The 22,811-nt window shown below is 70.4% G+C and carries 21 protein-coding genes, 4 tRNA genes and 3 pseudogenes; 17 read left to right on the top strand and 11 right to left on the bottom strand.

The window, feature by feature from the left end; all coding sequences use genetic code 11:
* Positions 1-696, bottom strand: a 696-nt coding sequence (locus CG736_RS15105) for a sirohydrochlorin chelatase (protein ID WP_100586710.1), incomplete at its 3' end; no start/stop codon positions are given.
* 133 nt (positions 697-829) lie between these two features.
* Positions 830-1,687, bottom strand: a complete 858-nt coding sequence (locus CG736_RS15100) for a hypothetical protein (protein WP_198520505.1) — start codon at positions 1,685-1,687, stop codon at positions 830-832.
* 423 nt (positions 1,688-2,110) lie between these two features.
* Here CG736_RS15100 and CG736_RS15095 point away from each other — a divergent pair.
* The 4 genes from CG736_RS15095 to CG736_RS36230 all read left to right on the top strand — a co-directional run bounded on the left by CG736_RS15095 (position 2,111) and on the right by CG736_RS36230 (position 2,473).
* Positions 2,111-2,183: transfer RNA gene (locus CG736_RS15095), tRNA-Gln, on the top strand.
* Between the two features lie 10 nt (positions 2,184-2,193).
* Positions 2,194-2,278: transfer RNA gene (locus tag CG736_RS15090), tRNA-Ser, on the top strand.
* A gap of 19 nt (positions 2,279-2,297) precedes the next feature.
* Positions 2,298-2,392 (top strand) — tRNA-Ser (locus CG736_RS36235).
* Between the two features lies 1 nt (position 2,393).
* Positions 2,394-2,473 (top strand) — tRNA-Tyr (locus CG736_RS36230).
* A gap of 438 nt (positions 2,474-2,911) precedes the next feature.
* On the opposite strand, the gene CG736_RS37745 is transcribed toward CG736_RS36230, so the two are convergent.
* The 5 genes from CG736_RS37745 to CG736_RS15065 all read right to left on the bottom strand — a co-directional run bounded on the left by CG736_RS37745 (position 2,912) and on the right by CG736_RS15065 (position 7,265).
* Positions 2,912-3,643, bottom strand: coding sequence for a hypothetical protein (locus CG736_RS37745; protein ID WP_232733999.1), 732 nt, complete (start codon positions 3,641-3,643; stop codon positions 2,912-2,914).
* A gap of 248 nt (positions 3,644-3,891) precedes the next feature.
* Positions 3,892-4,722: a hypothetical protein gene (locus tag CG736_RS15080; protein ID WP_100586707.1), complete on the bottom strand. Its 831-nt coding sequence runs from the start codon at positions 4,720-4,722 to the stop codon at positions 3,892-3,894.
* Positions 4,719-5,102, bottom strand: coding sequence for a hypothetical protein (locus CG736_RS15075; protein WP_100586706.1), 384 nt, complete (start codon positions 5,100-5,102; stop codon positions 4,719-4,721). The genes CG736_RS15080 and CG736_RS15075 overlap by 4 nt, the downstream gene beginning before the upstream one ends.
* A 143-nt stretch (positions 5,103-5,245) precedes the next feature.
* Complete coding sequence (locus CG736_RS15070) at positions 5,246-6,133, bottom strand: hypothetical protein (protein ID WP_100586705.1); 888 nt, start codon at positions 6,131-6,133, stop codon at positions 5,246-5,248.
* 193 nt (positions 6,134-6,326) lie between these two features.
* Positions 6,327-7,265: a hypothetical protein gene (locus CG736_RS15065; RefSeq protein ID WP_100586704.1), complete on the bottom strand. Its 939-nt coding sequence runs from the start codon at positions 7,263-7,265 to the stop codon at positions 6,327-6,329.
* A gap of 484 nt (positions 7,266-7,749) precedes the next feature.
* Here CG736_RS15065 and CG736_RS15060 point away from each other — a divergent pair, with 484 nt between their 5' ends.
* Entirely contained in the window at positions 7,750-7,929 is a 180-nt protein-coding gene (locus CG736_RS15060) for a hypothetical protein (protein ID WP_100586703.1), read from the top strand.
* Between the two features lie 42 nt (positions 7,930-7,971).
* Here CG736_RS15060 and CG736_RS15055 read toward each other — a convergent pair whose 3' ends face one another.
* Positions 7,972-8,301, bottom strand: a complete 330-nt coding sequence (locus CG736_RS15055; protein WP_157815592.1) for a hypothetical protein — start codon at positions 8,299-8,301, stop codon at positions 7,972-7,974.
* Between the two features lie 95 nt (positions 8,302-8,396).
* On the opposite strand from CG736_RS15055, the pseudogene CG736_RS38940 reads away from it, so the two are divergent.
* The 3 genes and pseudogenes from CG736_RS38940 to CG736_RS15040 all read left to right on the top strand — a co-directional run.
* Positions 8,397-8,966 (top strand): annotated as a pseudogene (locus CG736_RS38940) (transposase); the annotation flags it as partial.
* Between the two features lie 283 nt (positions 8,967-9,249).
* Positions 9,250-9,780 (top strand): transposase, encoded by a 531-nt coding sequence (locus tag CG736_RS15045; protein ID WP_100586701.1) that lies wholly within the window; start codon positions 9,250-9,252, stop codon positions 9,778-9,780.
* Between the two features lie 523 nt (positions 9,781-10,303).
* A complete protein-coding gene (locus CG736_RS15040; RefSeq protein WP_100586700.1) occupies positions 10,304-10,492 on the top strand; it encodes an AlpA family transcriptional regulator in 189 nt (62 codons plus the stop codon).
* A gap of 51 nt (positions 10,493-10,543) precedes the next feature.
* Here CG736_RS15040 and CG736_RS15035 read toward each other — a convergent pair whose 3' ends face one another.
* Positions 10,544-11,671 (bottom strand): site-specific integrase, encoded by a 1,128-nt coding sequence (locus CG736_RS15035; RefSeq protein ID WP_100586699.1) that lies wholly within the window; start codon positions 11,669-11,671, stop codon positions 10,544-10,546.
* Between the two features lie 119 nt (positions 11,672-11,790).
* On the opposite strand from CG736_RS15035, the pseudogene CG736_RS15030 reads away from it, so the two are divergent.
* Positions 11,791-11,955, top strand: a pseudogene (locus tag CG736_RS15030) (pirin family protein); the annotation flags it as partial.
* Positions 11,956-12,543: 588 nt separating this feature from the next.
* Here the strand turns inward: CG736_RS15030 and CG736_RS15020 are convergent.
* Positions 12,544-12,669: pseudogene (locus CG736_RS15020) on the bottom strand (LysR family transcriptional regulator); the annotation flags it as partial.
* 139 nt (positions 12,670-12,808) lie between these two features.
* Here CG736_RS15020 and CG736_RS15015 point away from each other — a divergent pair.
* Positions 12,809-13,102, top strand: a complete 294-nt coding sequence (locus tag CG736_RS15015; RefSeq protein WP_100586752.1) for a muconolactone Delta-isomerase family protein — start codon at positions 12,809-12,811, stop codon at positions 13,100-13,102.
* A 192-nt stretch (positions 13,103-13,294) separates the two neighbouring features.
* On the opposite strand, the gene CG736_RS36220 is transcribed toward CG736_RS15015, so the two are convergent.
* Entirely contained in the window at positions 13,295-13,990 is a 696-nt protein-coding gene (locus CG736_RS36220) for an RICIN domain-containing protein (protein ID WP_157815591.1), read from the bottom strand.
* Positions 13,991-15,773: 1,783 nt separating this feature from the next.
* On the opposite strand from CG736_RS36220, the gene CG736_RS15005 reads away from it, so the two are divergent.
* From CG736_RS15005 to CG736_RS14970, 7 genes are all read left to right on the top strand, one after another.
* The gene (locus CG736_RS15005) at positions 15,774-16,838 is read left to right on the top strand and encodes an acyl-CoA desaturase (RefSeq protein ID WP_100586697.1); all 1,065 of its coding nucleotides are present in this window, start codon (positions 15,774-15,776) and stop codon (positions 16,836-16,838) included.
* A 62-nt stretch (positions 16,839-16,900) separates the two neighbouring features.
* Entirely contained in the window at positions 16,901-18,046 is a 1,146-nt protein-coding gene (locus CG736_RS15000; RefSeq protein ID WP_100586751.1) for a glycosyltransferase family 1 protein, read from the top strand.
* A 19-nt stretch (positions 18,047-18,065) separates the two neighbouring features.
* Positions 18,066-18,962, top strand: coding sequence for an alpha/beta fold hydrolase (locus CG736_RS14995; protein WP_100586696.1), 897 nt, complete (start codon positions 18,066-18,068; stop codon positions 18,960-18,962).
* A 117-nt stretch (positions 18,963-19,079) separates the two neighbouring features.
* A complete protein-coding gene (locus tag CG736_RS14990) occupies positions 19,080-19,547 on the top strand; it encodes a nuclear transport factor 2 family protein (protein WP_100586695.1) in 468 nt (155 codons plus the stop codon).
* A 34-nt stretch (positions 19,548-19,581) separates the two neighbouring features.
* A complete protein-coding gene (mdlC, locus tag CG736_RS14985; RefSeq protein ID WP_100586694.1) occupies positions 19,582-21,192 on the top strand; it encodes a benzoylformate decarboxylase in 1,611 nt (536 codons plus the stop codon).
* A 91-nt stretch (positions 21,193-21,283) separates the two neighbouring features.
* Positions 21,284-21,736 carry an ester cyclase gene (locus CG736_RS14980; protein WP_232733998.1) on the top strand — a complete coding sequence of 151 codons (453 nt, stop codon included), beginning with the start codon at positions 21,284-21,286 and terminating at the stop codon, positions 21,734-21,736.
* Positions 21,737-22,300: 564 nt separating this feature from the next.
* Entirely contained in the window at positions 22,301-22,795 is a 495-nt protein-coding gene (locus CG736_RS14970) for a methylated-DNA--[protein]-cysteine S-methyltransferase (RefSeq protein ID WP_369880199.1), read from the top strand.
* Positions 22,796-22,811: the final 16 nt, after the last annotated feature.

Genomic DNA, 22,811 nt, shown 5'->3' with positions numbered 1-22,811 from the left:
CGGCTGGGAGACACCGACCACACCGGCCGCGGTCGAGGCCTCGACGGTCTCGCGGTACAGCACGCCGGATGCGAGGCAGTAGGACGCGACCGCGATCCGGCGAGCCCCGGCACGGCGCAGCTCATCCGCCGCCTCGCCGGGGGTCGGCGTGGTGGTCGCCGCGAAAGCGGCCCGGCACGGCAGGCCGAGGTCCGTACCCAGCGCGGACGCCATGGCGGTCACCTCGGCATACGCACCGACGTCGGTGCTGCCCGTGGCCACCAGCACCACCGCGTCGAACTCGACGTCCAGCTCGGCGAGGCGGCGGCGCAGCGCCGCGACCAGCCGTTTGTCGGGCTCGCCGGTCGTACCGCCCATCACCGGCGTCACGAGCGGCGCCCGGCCCAGCGGGTTGGACAGCGCCTTGGGCAGGTCCACCCGGGAGTGGAAGGCCGAGCTCAGCAGCAGCAGCGGTACCACGGCCACCTGCTCGTGCCCGGCTTCGGCGAGCATGCTCAGCGCTTGACGGGCCCTGGGGCGGGTGTGCCGGAGGTACGCGACCTCGACCCGGCCGGGCCAGGAGGACCCGACCGCGCGGGCGAGCGCACGGGTGTACTCCTTTGCCTCGGGGACGCGGCTGCCGTGCGCCAACAGCAGCAGCGCACTCGGAGCCGCCGGCCGGGCGACTGCTCGGGGCGTCTCGATCGCGTCGGTCACTGTCGTACCACCCTCGTCATACGGCGCCAATGCCGGGAAGTGACGACCAAGTTACCGTCAGCGACGAACCTCCCCGCCGTCGGCACGCGGCGCACGGCCGCTCGCCGACCGCAGAACCTGTCGCCTCGCCCCGTCAGTCACGTCGCGCGGCAGCGCCTCGCAGAATCCGCTCGACCAGTTCCTCGTAGCCGATGTCCACGGCCGCGGCCATCAGCGGGAGGGTGGCCGTACGGCGCAGCGCGGGCAGGGTGTTGAGTTCGAGCCACTGGAAGCTTCCGTCCGGGGTGACCACGAAGTCGCTCCGTGAGTGGCTTGAGCAGCCGAGTGCGGTGTGGGCCCTGCGGGCGACTTCTCCGATTGTGCGCGCGGTGTCGGCCGGCAGGTCGGCCGGGCACCTGAAGGCGTGCAGGTCGGAGCGGTTCTTCGCGGTGCGGTCGTAGAAGTCGCCGGCGGTGAGGATCTCCGTGGCGGGCAGCGGCACCGGGTCGCCGTCGGCCTCCAGGACGCCGACCGTCACCGTCCTGCCCTCGACGAACGGTTCGACGAACAGGCGGTGGCCGGCGGCGCGAAGGTCTCCGAGTGCCCGTTCGAGCTGTCTTCGGTCGCGGGCCACGGCCATGCCGATCGAGCTGCCCTCGTCGCGTGCTTTGACGATGACGGGGGCGTCCAGCCGTGCGAGGACGTGATCGGCCGCCCGGGCGGCGGCGTGTTCGTCCGGCACGAGGACGTCGGCCAGGACGGGCAGGCCCGCGGCGCCGGCCACGATCTTGGCGGTGGGTTTGTGCATGGCGAGGGCACTGGCCCGGATGCCGGAGCCGGTGTAGGGGATGCCGGTCGTCTCCAGGAAGCCCTGGAGCCTGCCGTCCTCCGCGTGTCGGCCCGCCAGCGCCAGGAAGGCCACGTCGACCGCCCGCACCTTGTGCGCGAACTCGGGATCGACGGTGTCGATCACGCGGATCCGGTGTCCGAGGGCGGTCAGTGCCTGCGCCACGTCGGCGCCCGTCGCCAGGGAGCGGTCCCGTTCGCCTGTAGTGACATCGGCTCCCCCTGCGATCGTCGGTTGCGAGATCTTGTGACGGCCTCCCATGCTGCCCGCGACCGGTCGCGTATAGCAGAGAGATTCGGGCCAACTCTGCTGGCATCCGCCGGGGTTGCGCCAGAACCGCGGCGGGCGCGGCTGCCCGCCGGGGAAAACCCGTTGCCCACGGCCCCGGCCCTGCCGCAGAGTATGGGCATCAGCCCGGCAGCGCCAGCGGAGAGGAACGCGAGATGAGTATCAGCCAGTCGTATCAGCGTTCCTCAAGCTCCCAGAGCCAGGGACTTCCCTCCTCTCGGTAGACGGGCCCGACAGCGCCCGGCCGCCCACGGGGAAGTCCCCGTCCGGGCGGCCTTTCTTCTTGCCGCCCACCCGCAGTGCCGGATGGTGCAACTGGCAGCACGCCTGACTCTGGATCAGGAAGTTCGGGGTTCGAATCCTCGTCCGGCAGCGCAGCACCCGGAGAGTTGGCCGAGTGGCAAGGCAGCGGCTTGCTAAGCCGTCGTCGGGTGAAAGCCCGCGCGCGTTCGATCCGCGCACTCTCCGCGCAACAACCGCAGTTCATGGAGGAGCCAGCCGACAGGTGGCGCCGGCCTCGGTCTCGAAAACCGTTGGGGTGCGCAAGCGCCCGTGTGGGTTCGACCCCCACTTCCTCCGCCAAGGGCGAGCTGGGCACTGGAGAGCCCGAGGACCTGTAAAGCCCCCGCTTCGGCTGTGCCGGTTCGAATCCGGCCTCGCCCACTCTTCCCGCCCGCACGTACACCACCTTCGGTACGGTGACGGCCGTGACCGACACCTGCGCGTCGCCCACCGGCTCTTCCACAGCGACAGCCGGCACGTCCTCACGCACCTTGCCCGCACCGCCGGCGGACCCGACTACCGACACGTGATCGCGGTGCGGCTGGCCACCTGCCTGGTGCGCGCCGCCGGACAGGACTTCTACGAGCAGGGCGACATCTGGTCCCTCGTCGCCGAACACCGCGTCACCGACACCACCCCACAACCGTCCGCACCGCTCCTGAGATCGACGTCCGAGTCGGCAACGCGCACTGCGAGTGCACCACATGGGCATCAGGACGCCCGTGCCGGAGATCGTCGCGGCGTCCGCAGTTTCGCCGGTACTGAGGCTGGTTCCCGGTCGCCAGAGGCCTCCTCGCGCCGGCCGGTTGTACCTGCCGGTCAGGGTGTCGTGCAGAACACCGAGGCCTCCAGGTTGCGGGGCCCGTCCGAGTGGTTCGTGCCCTGGGCCGTCCAGCCCGTCGCGGTCGGGCCCGACCCGTTCAACAGGGCGTCGAGGCCGATGTCTGCACCCCCGCCCGTCGGCACCTGCCCGGCGGGGCACTCCGCATGGGCCGTCCCCACGCCTCCGGCCGCCACGCTGACGGTGCTCACCCTGAGGGTGGGCTGCGTGTCGGAGCAGATCGCGAACGCCCGGACGTACGACAGCGGGGCGTCCGGGGAGAAGTCCGTGTACTTCGCCCCCGCCGTCCATGACCTGACGGTGGACCAGTCCGACCACATGACGAACGTCTTGGGGCCGGCCTGCACTCCGCCACCCACTACGAACTGGGTGTTGCTGCAGCCCGCCCCGTTGGCCGAGTTGAAGTCCCCGGGGTCGATGGAACTGTCCGGCCCGACATTGACGTTGATGCTGCTGTCCGTCGTGCAGATCACCCGGGGATGCACCGTCTGCACGTCGCCGCTGGCGTTGTAGGCGTGCACCACCCACCTGTTCCGCTCCGGGTCGGGAGCCGACTCCTGGAAGTAGACGGGGGCCAGCGGGTCGGACTCGACCGCCGCGCCTCCCCCGCTGGGCTTCGTCCCCTGCGGGCAGTACGCCGCCGCCGTCCCCTCCCTGCCGGGATAGAGGATGATCGGGTGGCCCGGCTCCTGGCCCACGGAGCGGGTCACCGGTGTGCCGCCCCCGTCCGCACGGGCGGACGGGAGCGAGACGGGGAGCAGTGCGGCAAGAAGCGCACTGGTCGTCAGTGCGATGTTTCGAAAACGCCGGATTCCGATCATTTGCGACCTCCTCGCAGTCCGGTTGTAGAACAGACGTTCCCCGCCGCCCATCCGCCGAGAGTGGTGATCGCCCGGATGCGCCCCTCATTCACCCGGTCGAACGCGAGTGCCCGAGCGCCGTCAACTCCACTGCGTGATCACCCAGCAGGCCATGCTCCCGATTCCACGCACTGAGCGTCCGGGCGCAGGCCGAACGCCCTGGTACACCGCGGGTGGGCGATGGGCCATTGGGCGGCGTCTTCGACGGTGCGCAGGGTGCGGGTGGCCTTGTCGGGGTCGGGGTGGCTGGTCCATCTGCAGTCGGAGCCGTCGAAGACCTCGACGTGCTGGATGTCGTGTTCACGGGCGACGGTGAGGGTGCCGGCGTTGTAGGCGACGGCGGTTCGGGCGAGGGCGGCGGCTTCGGCCCATGCGCGGACGGGCATCCGTGCCCCGTTGCGGTAGACGACTCGGTCGAGGGGGTGCGTGGCGGCGAGTTGGTCGGCGAGGGCCGTGGCGGCCTGGAGTGCGGTGCGGCGGGTCAACGCGGTGGGGATCTGCTGGCGTGCGGCGGCACGGGCGGCCCGGTAGAACTGGCCGGCGCGGCGGACGGTCTGCTGGGAGTGGCGGAGCATGTCCGTGTCGGTGTCGGCGGTGAAAGCTTGCAGGGCGTGCTCGTGGCTGCTGGTCCAGGTGAAGGCGGCACCGAGGGTGGCGGCCGCGGTGGCGGCTCCTTGCTCGTACATGGCGGGCACCGCTTGGTGGGCGAAGTCGTGGACGGCCGTTTCGACGGCCCGTTGGAAGCCCTGGAGCGCACTGGTGAACTGGGCCCGGGCATGGGTGGCTTGGGCGCGTCGGCGGGCGGCGATGGCGATGAGGACGGCGGTTTGTGCGGCGGCGCGGTGCTGCCAGGCCGCGGTGAGGCCGCCGGCGGTCGTGGCCGCCGCGGCACTGGTGCTCTGGCGGCGTGCGGAGGGCCGGTGGGTCACCGGGGCCGCCGTGGGGGCCGGATCGGCACGGCCTCGATCTGGTGGCCGGTGTCCGCGTCGGCCGCGGTGTCGTCGGGGCCTACGGTGTCGTTGAGGGCGGCGAGTTGGCGTTCGAGGCCGCCGAGGTTGCCGGTGCGGTCCATGGTGACGACGCCATCCACGATCAGGCGCAGCGGGTCGGCGAAGATCGGCGGCGACCACATCTCCAGGTCGACGGGGCCGGTCCCGCGGTCCACCGACACGTAGCGGCCCTGCCAGCCGTGGGCGGTGCGCAGGCACATGTCCAGCTCGGAGTAGCCGGTGCCGATGTCAGCGAGACTGTGGCGGCCGGACAGCCCGCCGGTGATCAGGCCGTCGGTGGCGATCTCGGACCGCGGCACGGGATCTACAAGGCATGGGGATCGGGCTCCTCCGCAGCGAGGCTGACGAAGCGGGCCAGCACGGAGAAGGTGCAGGCAGCGGCGCTGCCGAAAACCGACGTGCGCTCGCCAGCAGATTGGAGATCCGCCCGTTCAGGGCCCGTCTACCGTCTCGGGGGTGACGAGGTCGGCCTGGGCGCGCCTTCGGCTGGCAGCTTACGGCAAAGCGCGGGCCGGACTTCAGCTTTGTCCCAGCGGTCGGGTCGGCCGGCCTCCGGCCACAGATCCATCACCGCGAAGTCCCGCTCGAGCATCAACCGTGTCTCCTCCGCGGAGATGGCACGATCCAGATTCATCCGACGCACCGCGGTCGATGTTGCTCGCTGGTTCAGCGACTCGCTCTGGTTGATCGGGTAGACCATTGCGGGGAAATCCACGTCGATGACAGGCCGGGCGGTGGCCTCTCGGTAGCGTTCGCCGAACTCCCTGTGATGTCCTACAACCACCAGCCGGTAGGGCGCGTTCATATCGTCGAGGCTGTCTGGGAGCTCGTCTTTTGCAAAGAATCCAGCAAACGATGATCCGCAGTAAGCGGAGAACCTCACCTGATGCTCCCGGGCACGCCGGGTGATCATGTCGAGTCTCCAGCCACGGTCGATTCGAAGGCCACAGCCGGATGAATTTTCGCGAATGAATGGAACCAGCCTGGGTGACACCAGGTCGTCCGCGTCGAGGACCACGATCACGGCCCCAGTGGCTGGAGAGTTCCGCTTCAGCCAGACGCCGATCAGCGTCCGCTTCAGCTTCTTATCAAGCCGGGCCCCGTCGAAAGTGGTCGGGCACGGCAGGTCGACCGGCAGGGAGACCACCCGGTCGCTGTCCCAGAAGTCGCCCTCCGGTTTCTCAGCGTGCGCAACCACGACCATCGCATTCTGGTCGTCTGTTCCGAGTACAGTCCTGATGGTCCGTCGGAGGTTTCGCTGAACGGCAGCCCAGTCGAGAGCGATCTGCTTGGAGATCAGCGGGACAGCGAATACGACCGGCACGATCATAGGATTCCTTCCAGGCGGCGCTGCACAAGCATGGCCGACTGGCCATGGGTCCTCGCCTCTGCCACTGTGCTGCCGCTGCTGCATCCCACAGCGACCTGCCCCGGCCACTGCGCGGTCTTCTCCGATGCCCGCTCGCGCAGCAGCGGGCCGCCGAACAGCAGGCGCTCCGAATCCGGGACGTCCGCTCCGGCGCTCAGGGCGCTGCCCCCGCGGCTACGGGCAGCGCGCTTTCCCATCGACCGGACGGCTCGTCCTCGCGCCGACCGTAGAAGTAGGACCGGATGCCGCCTTCGACTGAGGCCAGGCCGGCCGGCGTCCACCGGAAGACCCTGCCCTGCTCAATGATCAGATGCTTCTGCGGGTCAAGACTGCCGAGGAGACTGTGCCGCTGCGAGTACTTCCGGTTCTCCGTCACCCCGTGCTCCACGACGTGAATATCGGAGTCGGCCGCGACCGCCACGCTCCCGCCCTTCCACCGGGACGCCTCCACCAGCCAGTCATGCATGGCCGACTGCAGCGCCGGAGACCAACTCTGGGCCAGCCTCTCCCTCAGATTGCTCAGCCACGGAGCCGTGCAGATGTCGTTGCCAATCATTCCATGTGCAAACACGCTGTCACCGCTGCCCACCAGCCCTAGGTCGAACAACCCCGGACCGTCCGTGAAAAGCGACCTGCACGCCCCCCAGGCCAGGCCCACCGACCCGCTTTTCGCCCCATCGGCGACGAGCACGCCGAGACGGGCCTGCTTGATATGCCCGTCGCTCCCGATCTTGCGCGCCGTTCGGAACGATTGAATGATCTTCGACCTTGTGAACGCCTCCCGCACAGAGTATGCCCATCGCGCGTCGACGATCACGTCACTGTCGAGCCATACAACGTGGCTGTACCGATCCGGCAGGGTGGCGGTCGCCAAGTTGATCAGCCGTTCCTTATGCCACATGAAGGAAAACTCCGGGTCCCAGAAGGTCACCTTGGCGCCACCCTCCGGTTTCTGCGGACCGGCGACCGCCAGGTATACATCCTGGGCGATCCCCGCGGCTTCCAGCGCGGAGAAGCACCGGCTGAACTTGTCCTGGTGGGACCGGTAGCCGGCCGGATTGAAGTAGGGAATGATAATCGCAAAATCGCCCACGCGAATCTGTCGTTTCCTTTGAGTCTCAAAGAAGCAGCCAAACAGTCGTCATTCATACACCCGGTTGGTCGATCCTGCTATCGCTAGCGCGAGCTATCACCCGATCGAAGTCACGGCGAGCCGTTGCGGCATTCGCCAGCATCAACCGTGTTCTAGACGGCTGACAGTGGGCCGCCCCGGGCCGCGCCGAACCACCGGACGCCCGTCCGCCAAGACAGCGAAGAACACCGGGACGAGGACAGTTCACCCATGAGGTGATCGATTGCGGTCACCGGCCAGGGCGGACGCCGGGTGGCTACGGTCTGGCCATAACGACCTTGCCTCCCGCACTTCGCTCTCTCGCCGGCCACCCCCTGGCCGATGTCGCGGCGCGCGTGTATTCCGACCTCGCCAAGATCGGCATTCCCGCGTACGCCGACGAGGGCGATGGCCTCGACACACATCCGGCCTGACTCGGCCTGCACGTCACGAGAAGCACCTGATCATGTGCTGGGACAGGCCCGAGCAGAAGCGGTCCTACAACGAGGAGGAGTTGGCGGTGATCCAGCACGCGGCCCACGCTTTCACCGCCGCCATCGTCAGCGCCCTGGCCGGCTTCGGGCACAACGTGAAAATCGAGAAGTGGAAGGACTCGTACACCCCGATGATCCTGGTGGCGCCGTAGCTGCCCCGCTTCAGCATCCGAGCAGCCCGGCGCACGGCCGAGTCAGGGACTCATCAGGCAGCCGCCGGCGAACGCGTACTCGTCCAACTCCTGCTGCCGACTGCCGGCGAGCTTGCCCCACTCCACCGTGCACAGCTCGTCAGTGGGCTCCTGACCGCGGCCTCGGATCATGTCGCGGTGGACACGGCCAAGGTCCGCCGACCTCTTCGTCTTCGCGTCGAGCGCCTGCACCCACTCCGGGCTGCCCTCGGCCGGCGCGGCTGGCGGCTTCGGGCCGCCGGAGAACGCCACGATCCCGCCGACGATGCCACCCAGCACTACCAGCGCGCCGCCGGCCTCCACGGCTATCCGCTGCCGCCCCGCGATCTTCATGATCGGGAAGGTAGCAGGGTATTCGAACTGTCGGCAGGCCAAGAAAACGAAAAGTCCCTTTCGAACATGTTTGCTACTTTTGCCCGCCTGGCCCTATGGTCCAGGACGTGGCCAGCGCATGTGCCACGAAGGCGGGCCGCCGCCTCCCCCGTTCACGTCCCGAGCTGTGCCGTGACCAGCGGGCCGGGGGGAGTGCGGCGGCCCGCCTTCGACAAGCCAAGGGGGGCGACATGGGGGCTTTCACCGCAGGCATCGACTGGTCGGAGAAACTCAACGACCTGGCCGTGGTCGACCGGACCGGAAAGGTCCTCGCCGCCCACCGCTTCGAAGCCACCCCCGCCGGCATCCGCGAAGCACTGGCGGTGCTGTCCGCACTCCGCACCGGCCACAGCTTCTCCCGGAAGTCGGTGCCCGTCGCCATCGAGGCCAGCTGCGGCCTTCTCGTCGCCGCGCAGCGCGCGCACGGGCAGACCGTGGTGCCCGTGCACCCGGCGACCGTGGCCCGCTACCGGGGCCGCATCAACCCGGGCAACCTGAAGAAGTCGGACTCGGGCGACACCGCGCTGCTGGCCAACATCCTCCGCACCGACAGCCATCTCCACCGGCCACTCCACCGCAACAGCGAACTCGCCGAGGCCGTCGGCGCCTTGACCCGCGCACAGTTGCGCGCCGTCCGAACCCCGGCAGCACCACTACCTCCAGCTCCGATCCCAGCTCCAGGCCGCCCACCCCGCAGCGGTCGCGGCCTGGGCACACCTCGACGGCCGCCTGTTCCGGCCCGAGGCCCGGGAGATCATCGCGCTCGCACCAAACAGCAGCAGCGCCGCCCGCCTGACGCGCCGACAGATCCGCGCCGCCCTCGAACGCTCCGGCCGGACCCGCCTGCTGGACGCCGAGACCGAACGGCTGCACGCGCTGTTCCGCGTCAGCGCCCTCCGCAACCCGCCCATGGTCGAAGACGCATTCGGCCGCGAAGTCCGCGCCACCCTGCGGCTCCTGTCAGAGGCGTGCGCCAGCGCCGACGAATTCGCCCAAGCCGCCGGCGAACTGTTCACCCAGCACCCCCAGTTCCCGATCTACCGGTCGTTCCCCGCCGTCGGCCTGCTCACCGGGTCCCGGCTGCTCGCCGAACTCGGCGACGGCCCAGACCGGTTCGCCACCGCGAAGGGCATGGCCGCCTACGCCGGCGCCCGCCCCTTCACCTGGGCGAGCGACAGCTCCCGCAAGGTGCTGCACCGCCGGATCGCCGCGAACAAGCGCGTCACGGCCTACGGGCACCACTGGGCGTTCTCCACGCTGACCAAATCCCCGGAGTGCCGCGCCCACTACGACCGCCGGCACACAGCGGGCGACCGGCACACAGCGGCACCGCGCCGCCTGTTCGCCCGGCTGCTGTCATCGCTGCACCACTGCCTGCGCCACGGCCAGGAGTTCGACGCCTCCGCCTGGCCACGCCCATCCGAGACGCCGACCGGCTGACCTCCTGGTCGGCGGCCGGAGCGAGACACCCGACCCTACGAGCCGGGCCCCAAGCCCCGAGGAGGGTACGGCGCCGCCCAGCCGCCGCCCACCACCCTTCAACCCCTACTCCATGGAAGGACTTTGATGCGCGTGGCTTTGTTCACGAGAACGGGTTCTGGCTCAACTTCCGTGACAGTCCCAAAGCCAGGCCTGTCGACATCGGACAGTCAGCAGGCCAGCGACCCACACCTGGGTCTGCCGCGGTGAGTTCGGCGCCTCCTCACGGAAGTTGAGCCAAACCCGTTCTCGTGAACAAAGCCCATTGTCATCGGCGCTGCCGCACATGGAGCGGCGGGGTACGCGACGTGCCGCCAGGTATGAGTGGATGTCGATGAGCTGTGTGACCGTCAGCTGTCACAGTCTGATCGGTCACGGCCGACCACTACCTCTATCGACGATTCTCGGCCTGACCAAAACCACAATGACAGGAGACGATCCCGTTCCGGTTCCACTGGAACCACTCAGGACATCGGGAGGAACGATGGCCGCGCAGTTCATGGATGCCAAGGAGACGGCCGAGTACTTGAACGTCTCCTTGTCCTGGTTGTACCGGGAAGCGCCGAAGCTCGGGTTGGTTGCCTACCGATTCGGAAGGGGGCGAAACGCGAAGATGCAGTTCAAGGTGTCCGAGGTCCAGTCCTGGATCAAGCAGCAGCGCGTTTCGGCGTGATCCTGGCTTCGGCCCGCCGGCTGTCGTGGCGGGCCGAAGCCGGGGTGCACCTCAGGCGGCGAGATCCAGGTTCAGCACCTCGGCGGCGCGGCTGATCGAGCCGGGCATGAGGTGTCGGTAGATCTTGAAGGTCACGTCGATGCTGCGGTGGCCCATCCACTCCGCGACGTCGGTGATCGGGATGTTGTGGGTGAGGCAGTTCGAGGCGAAGAAGTGCCGGAAGCCGTACAGCACCATGCCCTCCGGTATCTCGAACGTTCCGTCAGGTGTGAGCCGCTGCCACTGGTTCTGCAGGTGGTAGGTCGGCATCGGCTTCGACAAGTCGCGCGGGTGGCGCAGCAGGTAGCCGTCGACGGTGCCGTAGGTGTCGGCGTACCACTCGATGGTGTGCTTGGTCCGGGCCGGGAGCGGAACGTCGCGGTACTCCCCCGGCTTGCGGTGCTTCAGCGGCGCGTAGGCGCCAGTGGTCTGGTTGACCTGTTCAGTGATTCGGTAGACGTCGTTGGCGACGATGTTGTTGACGTTGACCGCCAGCGCCTCGCCGTTGCGCAGCCCGCAGCCGCTCATCAGGTCGGCGACGACCCGGAACACGGCGTCACCGGCGAGCCGGAGGCCGGCCAGTTGCTGCGGTGACGGGATCACGGCGCGCTTGGGGTCGTACTGCGGCGGGACGATGCCCTCGACGGGGCTCTCGTCGTACAGCCCGAGGCGGTGGGCGTCCAGCAGGATCGCCCGCAGCTTGTCGAAGACGTTGGACTGGGTGGCCAGGCCAACTCCGTTGCGCTCCATGGTGATGATGAAGCCATCGACGACCTTGTAGTCGAAGGTGCCCATGCGGCGGCTGGCGAAGGCGGGCAGCAGGTGGTTCTCCAGCAGCGAGTCGAGGTGCCGCAGCGACGCGGGGCCGAGCGCGCGCTGGGACTTCCGCCACTCCGCCGCGTACTCGTGGAACTGCATCGGGCCGTACTTCTGGAGTCGCTCGGCCCTGCGCTGGTTGTGCGGGTTGTACTTGCGCTCCTGGTAGATCTCGGCGAGCCGGGTCTTCGCCTTCTCCGAGGTGCTGAAGCCGGACTCCTCGACCTGACGCCCGGCCGCGTTGCGGTACCGGATCGTGTACTCGTGCGGGCACCGCGGCCACCGGCTCTCGGCGTCCCCGCACGTCTTGAAGAAGCTGCCCATGCCACGGATGAGCTGGATCGATGCCACTGCTGCTGACCCCCGGGTCGTTTGCTGACCTTTTGCTGACCCCGGATGGTCGGCCATGCCCCTGAGCTGGGACGAAGCGCCAGCCACGTGATATGTGGTGGAACTTCATCGGCCGGTCCGGCGAAGAAATCGTGCAAGCACGAAACGACTGGGAGAAGGCGGTCCGGTTCGGCGAGGTCCAGGGCTACCCGGGCGACCGACTGCCCGCCCCGGAGCTCCCGAACGTGGCCCTCAAGGCGCGCGGAAACCGCGACTGACCTGCATATATTCCCCGTACGCGGTCGCGGTGATCAGCTCTGGCGAGGCAGCCCGCGACCGCCTTCGGCCCTGGGTCAGGCATCGACGAGGGTCGCCGGCCAGACTCCCGACAGCAGTAGCGGGGTACCTCACCGATTCCCATCTGCGGGCGGTTTTGCATGCTGCGGGAGGATGAATGCTGACCTTTTGCTGACTTTCCTGACGGACCGTCAGCAGCTTGGGACGAGTCCTACGCGCAGGTGACAGACATGGGACCAGCCGCTTCGGTGCCGCCCAACCCCGGCGATCCGACGTGTTTGCTGACCTCACACGTTCCGCTCCCAGCGCACAGGTACTGAGGACCGCCCGCCGCGACAGCTCCGCGGCCGCGTCGGACGTCATGGTCAGAGGATCCCGCCCTTGTCGGTCATCGATGCCCCGCGGGAGGTTCTGCGGTCCTGGGTCCGTCGCCACTCGACTGCGCAGACGCTCACGTTGAGGTCGCGGATCGTTCTGGAGTGCGCAGGAGGCCACTCCATCATGGACGTCTCCCGGCGGCTCGGTATCGCGCCGGACACGGTCCGCACCTGGCGCCGTCGCTTCCCGCGCAGCACGTTGATCTGCCGGAACAGCGACGGTCCCGCGATCAACAACCGGGACGCGGCCCGACCGAAGTTCAACTCCTCGGCGACCACGACAAAGCACCGTAGCGGACACAACTCCACGGCCGACATGCGACGGCCCGTGGAAGGCTGCGTCTCCCGGCCCGGAGGACACCGGTCGTGGCGCCTGCGGCATCCCTCGGCGAGCATGGAGACAGCGGAACCGCCTGCACGACCGGCCGGCGAACCGCCGCAGCGAAGGAGCAGCGCCATGCAGGACTTCCTGGTCGAGATCACCACCACCGTCCCCGCGGACGTCCCCGCCGAAGAAGTCGACCGCAGGCGCGCCGCCGAGGCTGTCCGCGCCCGCGAACTCGCGGCCGAGGGAAGGCTGTTCAGACTGTGGCGACCGGTCGGCGAGAAGCGCAGCATCGGTGTCTGGCGCGCTGCCGACGAGGCCGAACTGCGCGCCGAGGTGATCGGCACCCTGCCGCTGTGGCCGTGGATGACCGCCGTCGTCACCCCGCTGGAACCCCACCCCAACGACCCCGGCGCACCCCGTTGACAGTCCGGACGCCATCTTCGTGACGTGTCCGACGCAGCCGCGAGCTCCAGCTGAAGGCCGCCCTGCTCGGCGGCCCGAGTGGCGGGCAGACCGGCACGGTCCCGGTCGCCGGCGGGCGCAGGTGCCGTCCGCCGGCGTTCGTACCGACGACCGAGGGCCGAGATCACCACGTGATCGCGGCGAATGCGTGCTCTAGCTCAGGAAGGTCCAGAGCTGGTTGGTCCCGCCGGTGTCCGGGTAGACGCCGACCCAGCGGTCGTCGCCGGTCAGGTTGCGCAGGACGTCGAGGTCCCAGCCGTAGTAGGTGTTGACCAGGTGCACGCTGCCGTTGGGGCCGGTCGTGAACTCCCAGTTCTGGGTGAGCTGGCCCGCGCAGTCGTACTGGTCGGCCCAGTCGCCCGGGAGGGCGTGGGTGCCGTTGTGGACGTCCAGGCACTTGCCCGACTCCTCGTTGACGATGGTGAAGGTGCCGGGGCCGCTGGAGTCGAGGTGCCAGTACTGGTTGGCGCCGCCGTTGCCGGCGTAGGTGACCACGTGGGCGTAGTCGTCCTGGGAGGCGCCCTCGACGTCGAGCAGGCGGCTGCCGTTGCTCACGCTGGCGATGGCGGACGACTGGCGGCTGCCGATCTCCCACTGCTGGGTGCGCGTGCCGTTGCAGGGGTAGATGGAGGCGCCGGCCACGTTGCCGTGGGCGCCGATGACGTTGAGGCAGCTGTTGGTGTGGTAGCCGTTCACGAGCACACCGGTGGCGGAGTCGTCGGGGTTGGGCTGGAAGTACCAGTTCTGGGTCGTCCGGCCCGAGCAGGTGGCCTGGTCGACCAGGTCCTGCTGGTTGGCGGTGCCGTTGCGGACGTCGACGCACTTGCCGGTCTTCTCGTTGACCAGCACGAAGGCCGGCAGGCCTGGGAGACCAGGCGCCAGGTCTGCTCGGGGCCCGCGGCGGGGACGGCGGCCGGGCCGCCGGTGCGGCTGGAGGGCGGATAGGTGATCAGGTCGGTCTGGTCTGTGGTGGTGCCGTCCGGGACGGTCAGCGGGTGGTCGTCGCCGGCGACACTGCGCAGTTCGATCGCCTCGGCGGCGCCGCGCAGCGCGAGGGGCAGCAGTCCGACGGGGGTGTGGTCGCTGCTCAGGGCATTCAGTCGCACGCCTTCGTAGAGCGCGCCCGCGGCCAGCGGCCGGCCGGTGAAGAAGTAGTCGGCCTCGGCGAGGTTGTCGGTGTAGAAGCCCACGGTGTACTGGGCGCTGCGGTACTCCACGGCTCCGGCCGGCGCCGCGATCGGCCGCACGTCGGGGTCCCGGTTCCAGTCACCCATCGCCAGCCAGTTGTTGTTGGGCGCCACCGCCTGGATGGCGTTGAGGGTGGCCTCCGCGTTGTTCTGCTGCCCGCCGAGGGAGTCCGCGTGTGCGGTCCAGTACGACGCGTTGCCGAGCTGGATCCCGAAGGCGGGGCGTGCGCCGGGGTTCGGGGCGTACAGGATCTGGTTGGTGTACCAGGGCGTGACGATGGCGAGGTTGACCCGGTTTCCACCGAAGTCGGTCCGCAAGTAGTAGATGTAGTAGGGGCCGCCGCCCTGGGTACCCCCGTCCCACTGGAAGACCTGCACCGGCTGGGGGCCGGCGGTCCCGATGGCACCGAGGAACTGCCCCGGCACCACCTGCCCGGGGCCGGCTTCTTGAAGTGCGATCATGGTGTAGCCCGCGTTGAGGAGTTGGGGCAGGTCCTTGGTCCACTTGTTGACGTCGTCACCGCTGCCCGCACCCTGGAGGTTGTAGGTGACGGCCTGGACGTCCTCCAGGTTGGCCGGCACCGGGGGCACCGCGGCCGCCGGCCCGGCCCCCAGGACCGTCAGCCCGACCGCGACCAACACCCCTGCCACGACACTCGCCAGGAGGCGAGCCAGCCCGGCGCGCGACCGGGTTCGCGCGCCGTTCGATTCCTTGGGACGGCTCCGGTCAATGGGCACCCTCATCGTGTTCCTCCGTTCGGCGGGGCAGCCGAGTAGCGGCCGACGCGCACGCAGCGTCTCCCGACCGGCCGGGCCGTGAAGCCGTGGCAGGGATCTCCGGGGGGTGGACCCAGGCACGGGCCTCGGGCATCGCGCGGATCGGCCACCACATCTCACCGGCCGCATACGTACTGTGATGACTCGAATACCCCGAGCATGTAAATCGCATGCGTCCCGTTGCTGGTGCGCCATGCCGACAAGCGCCCGAGAATGCACCAGAGCACAGAAGTTGGGGGCGTGAGGCAGCGCTTCGCCCGCCGTCGGGTGGGTCGGGTGAGCACCCCCGAGCGGGCCGGCCGATGTCCGTCACCGAGTCCGGCGGCCTCCGCCCGGTCTCCGGATCGTCGGCGCGCCCGGCCGCCTTCTCCTCTCAGCTGCCGGGTCGGTGGATTCGGCCTGCCGTCGCCGGGCCGAACACCCGCACGGAATCGGGGCCATTGCCCGCGGCGGAGCCCACGCCTCCCGGCGGGATCCGGCGACGGCGTGCTGGCCATCGACCACCGAACACCGGATCGGGGACCGGCAGCAGCGGCTCACCCGATCGGGTCGCTGTCACCCGCAGTGCGGAACGGTGACGATTCGCGCGCGGAAGAATCGGATCCTCCACGCCCGGGCGACGGTCTGCGGCCCGGGCGGCCAGGGCGCGCCGAAACCGGAGTGGTGGCATGACCGTTCAGGACCTCATAGGTGACGGAACCGCCCGGCGCGGTGAGTTCGCCGAGTTGTACCGGCGGGTCGCCCGGGCCGGCCTGCTGCGCCGGCGCCCGCTGTACTACGCGTGCCGCGGTGCGGTGCTGGTCGCGGCGCTGGCAGGGCTGCTGGTCTGCTTCGTGGCGCTCGGCGAGAGCTGGTGGCAGCTCGGCCTGGCGCCGCTTTTCGCCCTGCTGTTCGGCCAGTTGGCGCTGCTCGGCCACGACGTCGCGCACCGCGCGGTGTTCGCCGACCGCCGGACGACCGACCTGGCCGGCATCGTGCTGGGCAACCTGGTGGTCGGCATGAGCTACGGCTGGTGGGTGGACTACCACAATCGGCACCACGCCCACCCGAACCGGGTCGGCCACGACCCGGCCGCCGACTCCCTGCTCTTCGTCCGCACCGCCGAACAGGCCCTGCGGACCAGGGGGTTGCGGCGGTTCGTGGCGCGGTATCAGGCAGAACTGTTCTTCCCGCTGCTGTCCCTCCAGGCACTCGGGCTGCTGGTCGCCACCGGCGTGACCCTCGTCCGCGGCACCGTCCGCCGCCCGGTCCTGGAGCGCACCCTCGCCCTCCTGCACCACGCCCTCGCCGCGGCCCTCGCGGTCGTCGTCCTCACGCCGCTCCAGTCGCTCGCCTTCACCGTGCTGTTCGGGGCGCTGCTGGGCGTCTACCTGGGCTGCGTCTTCGCCCCCAACCACAAGGGGATGCCGATGACCGGCCCGGACGCCGAACGCACCGGCTTCCTCCGGCAGCAGGTGCTGCCCTCCCGCAACCTGCGGGCGGGCCGGTTCGTCCACGCCCTCTTCGGCGGCCTCGGGTACCAAATCGAGCACCACCTCTTTCCCGCCATGCCGGCGGCCGCGCTGCGTCCGGCCTCGCGCCTGGTGCGCGCCTACTGCGCGGAGATCGGCGTGCCGTACGCGGAGGCCGGGTTGGTCGCCTGTTTCCGGGAGATCCGGCGGGACCTGCACGCGGTCGGCCGCTCCGTCCCGGCCGGCTCAGACGTTGCAGGCGCAGCGGAGGCCGTCCGATGAACGGCGTCCTGCCCGGGCCGGCGGCGCCCGCCGCGGACGGCCCGGCTCCCGACGGCGAGCGGCTGCGGGTGGTGATCGTCACCGAGTCCTTCGCCCCGCAGCTCAACGGGGTGGCCCACAGCGTGCTGCGGACCGCCGAACACCTGCTGGCCCGTGGACACGCCCCGCTCGTGGTGGCCCCGGCGGCGTGGCGAGGCGACGGCGGGCAGCGCTCCGCCGAGTACGGCTGCGAGGTGGTTCGGGTCCCGTCCGTCCCGCTGCCCGGCTACCCGGAGGTGCGGATCGCCCTGCCGGGGCCCCAGGTGGCCGAGGCCATCGGGCGGCACCGCCCGCACGTGGTCCACCTGGCTGGCCCGTTCGTGCTCGGGGCGGCCGGGGCTGCGGCGGCCGGGCGGGCGGGCGTCCCCGTCGTCGCGGTGTACCAGACCGACCTCGCCGCCTACGCCCGGACCTACCTGCCCTTCGCCGGGGCGGCCGGGGCCCGGCTGGCCTGGCGGCGGCTGCGGCGGATCCACGGGGCGGCCGTACGGACCCTCGTGCCGTCCCGCTCCTCGTTCGACGCCCTGGCGGCCCACGGCATCCCCCGGGTCCACCTGTGGCCGCGCGGCGTCGACTGCGTTCGGTTCCACCCCGCCCACCGGGACGAGGCCCTGCGCCGACGGCTCGGCCGCCCCGGCGAAGTCCTGGTGGGTTACGTCGGACGGCTGGCGCAGGAGAAGCAGGTCGACCGGCTGGCCGAGGCGTCCCGGCTCCCGGGCGTACGGCTGGTGATCGTCGGTGACGGCCCCTGCCGCGCGCGGCTGGTCGCCACCATGCCCGACGCGCTGTTCCTGGGCCGCCGCACCGGGCACGAACTCGCCCGGCTGTACGCCTCGTTCGACGTGTTCGCCCACCCCGGGCCGTTCGAGACCTTCGGCCAGACCCTCCAGGAGGCCATGGCCAGCGGACTGCCCGTGGTCGCCCCGGCGGCCGGCGGGCCGCTGGACCTCGTCCGCCCCGGACGCACCGGCTTCCTGGTCCCGCCCGGCGCGGGCGCCGGCTTCCGGGAGGCGGTGGAACGGCTCGCCCGGGACGCGGAGCTGCGCCGCGCGTTCGGCCGGGCCGGCCGGACCGCGGTGGCTGCCCGCAGCTGGGCGGCGGTCGGCGACCTGCTGGTCGACCACTACCGGCTCGCGGTCGCGGAGTCCGCCCGCGCCAGGCTCACCTGACACCACGGAACGGACCGTCATGCACCAGCCGCTCGCCGCCGACTACGCGCCCAGCACCCGCCCGATCGCCGACACCGCCGTCTTCCTGCACGGGCTGGGCGGCTGGACCCACAACTGGGCCGCACTGGTCGACCGCCTCCGGCCGTCGGTGCACTGCCTGGCACTCGACCTCCCGGGCTTCGGCCGCTCCGCTCCCCCGCCCGACGGCCTCGTCACCGTCCGACGCCAGGCCATGGCCGTCGCCCGCCACCTCGACCGCACCGGGCACCGCCGCGTCCACTTGGTCGGCAACTCCCTCGGCGCTCTGGCCGCCCTCCACCTCGCCGCCCACCGCCCGGAACTGGTCGCCACGTTGACCCTCATCTCGCCGGTCCTGCCCGCGCTCCCGCCGCTCCGGGCCCTGCGGGTCGCCCTGCTCGCCCTGCCGGGCGCACCCCGCCTGTACGCCCGACAGCAGTCCGCCCGGAGCTCCGCACGGCAGCTCGACGACCTCTACGGCCTGATCTACGCCGACCCGTCCCGAGTCGGTGCCGCCCAGCGGGCGACGGAACTGTACGAACGCCTGCGTCGCGCCGAACTTCCCTACGCATCAGGGATGTTGGTCGAAGGCGTGCGTGCCCTCGTCCGGGCCCACCTCCCGCGTCCGGCGGAGGATTCGGCCTGGCGGCAGGCCCGCCTGGTCACCGCCCCGACCCTGCTCGTCTACGGCCGCGACGACCGCCTCGTCGCCTTTCGCACCGCCACCCGGGCCTACGCGGCGTTCCGCGACGCCCGGCTCCTCACCCTGCCCGACGTCGGCCACGTCGCCATGCAGGAGCGCCCCGACGCCGTGGCCGCGGCCTTCCGAGCCATGCTCGCGGAGCCCGACCGCGCCGCCCGCGGCAGCACACCGCACCCGGCCGCTCGGAGCGTGTGACCTGCCGCAGGCGGGGAGATTCGCAATTCACCGTCGGCGTCGAGTTCGTCCGGTTGCGGGCACCCCGAGCCGCTGCTGTCCTGCTGGGGTCAGGCAGCGCGAAGGATCGGAGCTGATGTGTCCTCCCCCGATGCCGTCCCACCTGAGGAGGCCGCCGACCGGCTGGCCATCCGCCGACTCGTGGACGCCTACGCGCACTGCGCGGACCGCCGCGACGCCGCAGGCCAGATGGCCCTGTTCACCGAGGACAGCCGCTTCCTGGTCCACATGGACGCCACTGCCGCCGAACCGACCCAGGAGCTGCACGGGCGCACCGCCCTCGCGCCGGTCTTCGCCGACCTCAACCAGTACCGGGCCACCACCCACTTCAACGGCCAGAGCACCATCACCCTCGACGGCGACCGGGCCGAGGGCGAGACCTACTGCCTGGCGCACCACGTCTCATCCGGTGCGGACGACGAGCGCACGATCATGATCGCGTCCATTCGCTACCTCGACCGGTTCGTCAAGCAGGACGGCGACTGGCTCTTCGCCGAACGCCGACTGCTGGTCGACTGGACCGAGACCCGACCCTGCAAGCCCTGACGCCCCGAATCCCCGGGCGAAAGCGATGGCACCCATGGCCGAGCGATCCACTGTCCGCACCGTGACCTACGACCTGCTGCGCACCCTCGGGCTCACCACAGTGTTCGGGAACCCGGGCTCCACCGAGGAGCCCTTCCTCCGGGACTTCCCCGCGGACTTCCGCTACGTCCTGGCCCTCCAGGAAGCCTCCGCCATCACCATGGCCGACGCCTTCGCCCAGGTCACCGGCCGCCCCGCGCTGGTCAACCTGCACTCCTCGGCCGGCACCGGCAACGCGATGGGCAACCTGGTGGCGGCCTACCACGCGCACACGCCGCTGATCGTCACCGCCGGCCAGCAGCACCGGGAGCTGCTGATCGGCGAGCCGTACCTCGCCAACCGCGAGGCCACCGTGCTGCCGCGGCCCTGGGTGAAGTGGTCGTACGAGCCGGCCCGCGCCGAGGACGTCCCCGAGGCCTTCATGCGCGCCTGGGCGCTGGCGCTCCAGCCGCCCGCCGGGCCGGTCTACCTGTCGGTCCCGATGGACGACTGGCAGCGGCCGCTGCCCGCCTTCACCCGGGTGCGGACGGTGAGCCACCGGATGGCCCCCGACCCGGAGCGGCTGCGGGCCTTCGCCGAACGCGTCTCCGCCGCCCGACGTCCCGCGCTGGTCTTCGGGCCCGAGGTCGACCGCAGCGACGGCTGGGACCCGGCCGTGGCCCTCGCTGAGAAGCTGCGCGCCGCCGTCTACGGCGCCCCGCTGGCGGAGCGCGCCGCCTTCCCCGAGGACCACCCGCTCTACGCCGGCCCGCTCGGCCTGTCGGTGAAGGCCGTCGGCGACCGGCTGTCCGGACACGACCTGGCCGTGGTGATCGGCGCAGAGGTGTTCCGCTACTACCCCTACGTGCCGGGCGACTACCTGCCTGCGGGCACCGCCCTGCTGCAGATCACCGGCGACCCGCGGGCCGCCGCCGCGGCACGGGTCGGCGACAGCCTGCTCGGCGATCCCCGGCTCGCGATCGAAGGGCTGCTGGACCTGGTCGAGGACGGCTCGGCCCGCACCGCCCCGGACCCGATGCCGCGGCCCCGGGTGGTGCCCGCCGCGCCGACCCTCCCGCTCCCCCCGCCGGCGGTCTACGCCGCGCTGAGCCGGGTCCGCCCACCGGACGCCGTCATCGTCAACGAGTCGACCTCGACCATGGCCGAACAGCTGGAATGGCTGCCCACCACCCGCCCCGGCTCGTTCTTCGCCACGGCCAGCGGGGGCATCGGCTGGGCCGTCCCGGCGGCGGTGGGGGTGGCGCTGGCCGACCGGGAAGGCGGGGTGCAGCGCCCGGTGGTCGGCCTGATCGGCGACGGCTCCTTCCAGTACTCCGTGCAGGCCCTCTACACCGCGGCCCGGCACCGCCTCCCGATCGTCTACGTGGTCATGCGCAACCACGAGTACGCGATCCTCAAGTCCTTCGCCCGGCTGGAGGACACCCCGGGCGTCCCCGGGCTCGACCTGCCGGACCTGGACATCGCCTCCCTCGCCCGCGGCTTCGGCTGCCGCGCCGTCGACGTGCGGACCACCGAGGAGCTGGAGCGGGAGTTCACGGCGGCGTTGCGTGCCGACACCACCACCGTCATCGTCGTCCCCACCGAGCCTCGGCCGGCCGCGCTGTAGGCCACAGCGCAGACCGGACGCCGAACACCGGCGAACTCCAACAACCGCTTCACAACTGGCGCAAGCTGCTGCTTTCGGAAGGGGAAACGCGATGACCACCGAAACGGAGGCCGTGGTCCGGGCCGCCTATCACGCAGCGGAAGGCACCGTCCTCGACGTGCAGGGCTTCATCGACCTGTTCGCCGCGGACGGGGTGTTCAACAACGTCGTCGCAGGCGAGAGCTACCGCGGCGCACACCTAGGCGACCAGGTCGCCTTCATGGGCGCCCTGGCACCCGACATCCACCGCGAACTGCACCGGCTCCACGTCATGGGCGACGTGGTCGCCGTCGAGCTGACGATCGAAGGCACCGTCACCGACCCCTTCGAGACGCCCGCCGGCACCGTCCACGCAGCCGGCGCCCGACTCAGCATCCCGACCGCCGACTTCTGGTACGTGGAGGACGGGAAGGTCAAGGAGTTCAACTGCTACATCGGGGTCAGCGTCATGCTCGCCCAGCTCGGCGTGCACCCCGACTTCGCCTCCGCCGTCACGGCCCCATGAAAGGCCCTGTTCTCCCGAAGCTGCCACGAAGTGACAGGCAGTTCTCTGTGATCAGAGTGACGCTCGATCAGGTAGTACGGGGCGAGGTCCGGGGACTCCGCCGTCCGGGAGAGCGGTGAAGTCGGCGCGGGCTGGCGCGACGGCTTCGGGGTGCGCCGCCTTCTTCGCGTGCTCCGCGAGCGCCCGGTAGATGGCCGCGACGGCGGGATTCTGTCCCTTGCGTTTGCCGGTGGGGACGATCGGGTTGGGCTGGATCTGCTCGACGGACTCACCGCCCGCGCGGTGTGGAGCATGTCCTTGGCCGACCGCCGTGCTTGCCCTTACAGGCCGCGTTTCGAGCCCTTCTAGCGTCGACTCGCGGGTGTTCCCCCGCTCGGTCTGCGCCATCGCGCCGAAGAACGATGAGGCCGTGAGTGGTGAGTTCGGTGGTGTCACGGCCGAGCCGCTTCATCTCGTACACGTTGAAGATGACGCGGCAGTACCCCCAAAGCCGATCTCACGTTCTTCGGGCGGCGTGCGTCTACGGGGTGAGAGAGGGAGGCGCGGATGAATACTCGACACGTCGTGATCGAGACGGACCTTGGACCGGTCACGATCGTCGCCAAGGACGAGACCATCACCGGCCTGTACTTCAGGCATCATGTCCGCCGGCCCCCGCAGGAGACGTTCGGCCCCGAGATCAGCGACGCCACGGACCCGTTGCTGAACCAAGCGGTCCACCAGCTGTGCGATTACCTGGCGGGGCAGCGTACGGACTTCGATCTTCCGCTCGCGGCCGAGGGCGACTCGTTCCAGCACGCCGTCTGGGACGTCGTGAAGAGCATCCAGTGCGGTGACACGACCACCTACGGCCGTATCGCCGAGCGGGTCGGCGACCGCAGCCTCGCGCAGAAGGTCGGACAGGCCGTGGGCGCGAACCCGCTGTGCATCTTCGTCCCGTGCCACCGCGTCGTGGGCTCCACCGGGGCTCTGACCGGGTACGCAGGCGGGCTGGAACGCAAGCAGGCACTGCTTGAGCTCGAGGAGCCGCCGGCGGGAGACGCCGGACGATTGTTCTGACCGGGAATCTCACGTC

The organism is Kitasatospora sp. CB02891, from assembly GCF_002803145.1.
In the GTDB taxonomy this organism is placed as follows: Bacteria; Actinomycetota; Actinomycetes; order Streptomycetales; family Streptomycetaceae; genus Kitasatospora; species Kitasatospora griseola.
The sequence above is the reverse complement of the archived record's forward strand: the minus strand, read 5'-3'. Positions and strand labels throughout refer to the sequence as shown.

Excerpts from the sequence above, each read along its gene's own strand:
- CG736_RS15070 (WP_100586705.1), bottom strand. The coding sequence starts at position 6,133 with ATGATCGTGCCGGTCGTATTCGCTGTCCCGCTGATCTCCAAGCAGATC.
- CG736_RS15060 (WP_100586703.1), top strand. The coding sequence starts at position 7,750 with ATGTGCTGGGACAGGCCCGAGCAGAAGCGGTCCTACAACGAGGAGGAG.
- CG736_RS15055 (WP_157815592.1), bottom strand. The coding sequence starts at position 8,301 with ATGAAGATCGCGGGGCGGCAGCGGATAGCCGTGGAGGCCGGCGGCGCG.
- CG736_RS15045 (WP_100586701.1), top strand. The coding sequence starts at position 9,250 with ATGGTCGAAGACGCATTCGGCCGCGAAGTCCGCGCCACCCTGCGGCTC.
- CG736_RS15040 (WP_100586700.1), top strand. The coding sequence starts at position 10,304 with ATGGCCGCGCAGTTCATGGATGCCAAGGAGACGGCCGAGTACTTGAAC.
- CG736_RS15035 (WP_100586699.1), bottom strand. The coding sequence starts at position 11,671 with ATGGGCAGCTTCTTCAAGACGTGCGGGGACGCCGAGAGCCGGTGGCCG.
- CG736_RS15015 (WP_100586752.1), top strand. The coding sequence starts at position 12,809 with ATGCAGGACTTCCTGGTCGAGATCACCACCACCGTCCCCGCGGACGTC.
- CG736_RS15005 (WP_100586697.1), top strand. The coding sequence starts at position 15,774 with ATGACCGTTCAGGACCTCATAGGTGACGGAACCGCCCGGCGCGGTGAG.
- CG736_RS14995 (WP_100586696.1), top strand. The coding sequence starts at position 18,066 with ATGCACCAGCCGCTCGCCGCCGACTACGCGCCCAGCACCCGCCCGATC.
- mdlC (WP_100586694.1), top strand. The coding sequence starts at position 19,582 with ATGGCCGAGCGATCCACTGTCCGCACCGTGACCTACGACCTGCTGCGC.
- CG736_RS14980 (WP_232733998.1), top strand. The coding sequence starts at position 21,284 with ATGACCACCGAAACGGAGGCCGTGGTCCGGGCCGCCTATCACGCAGCG.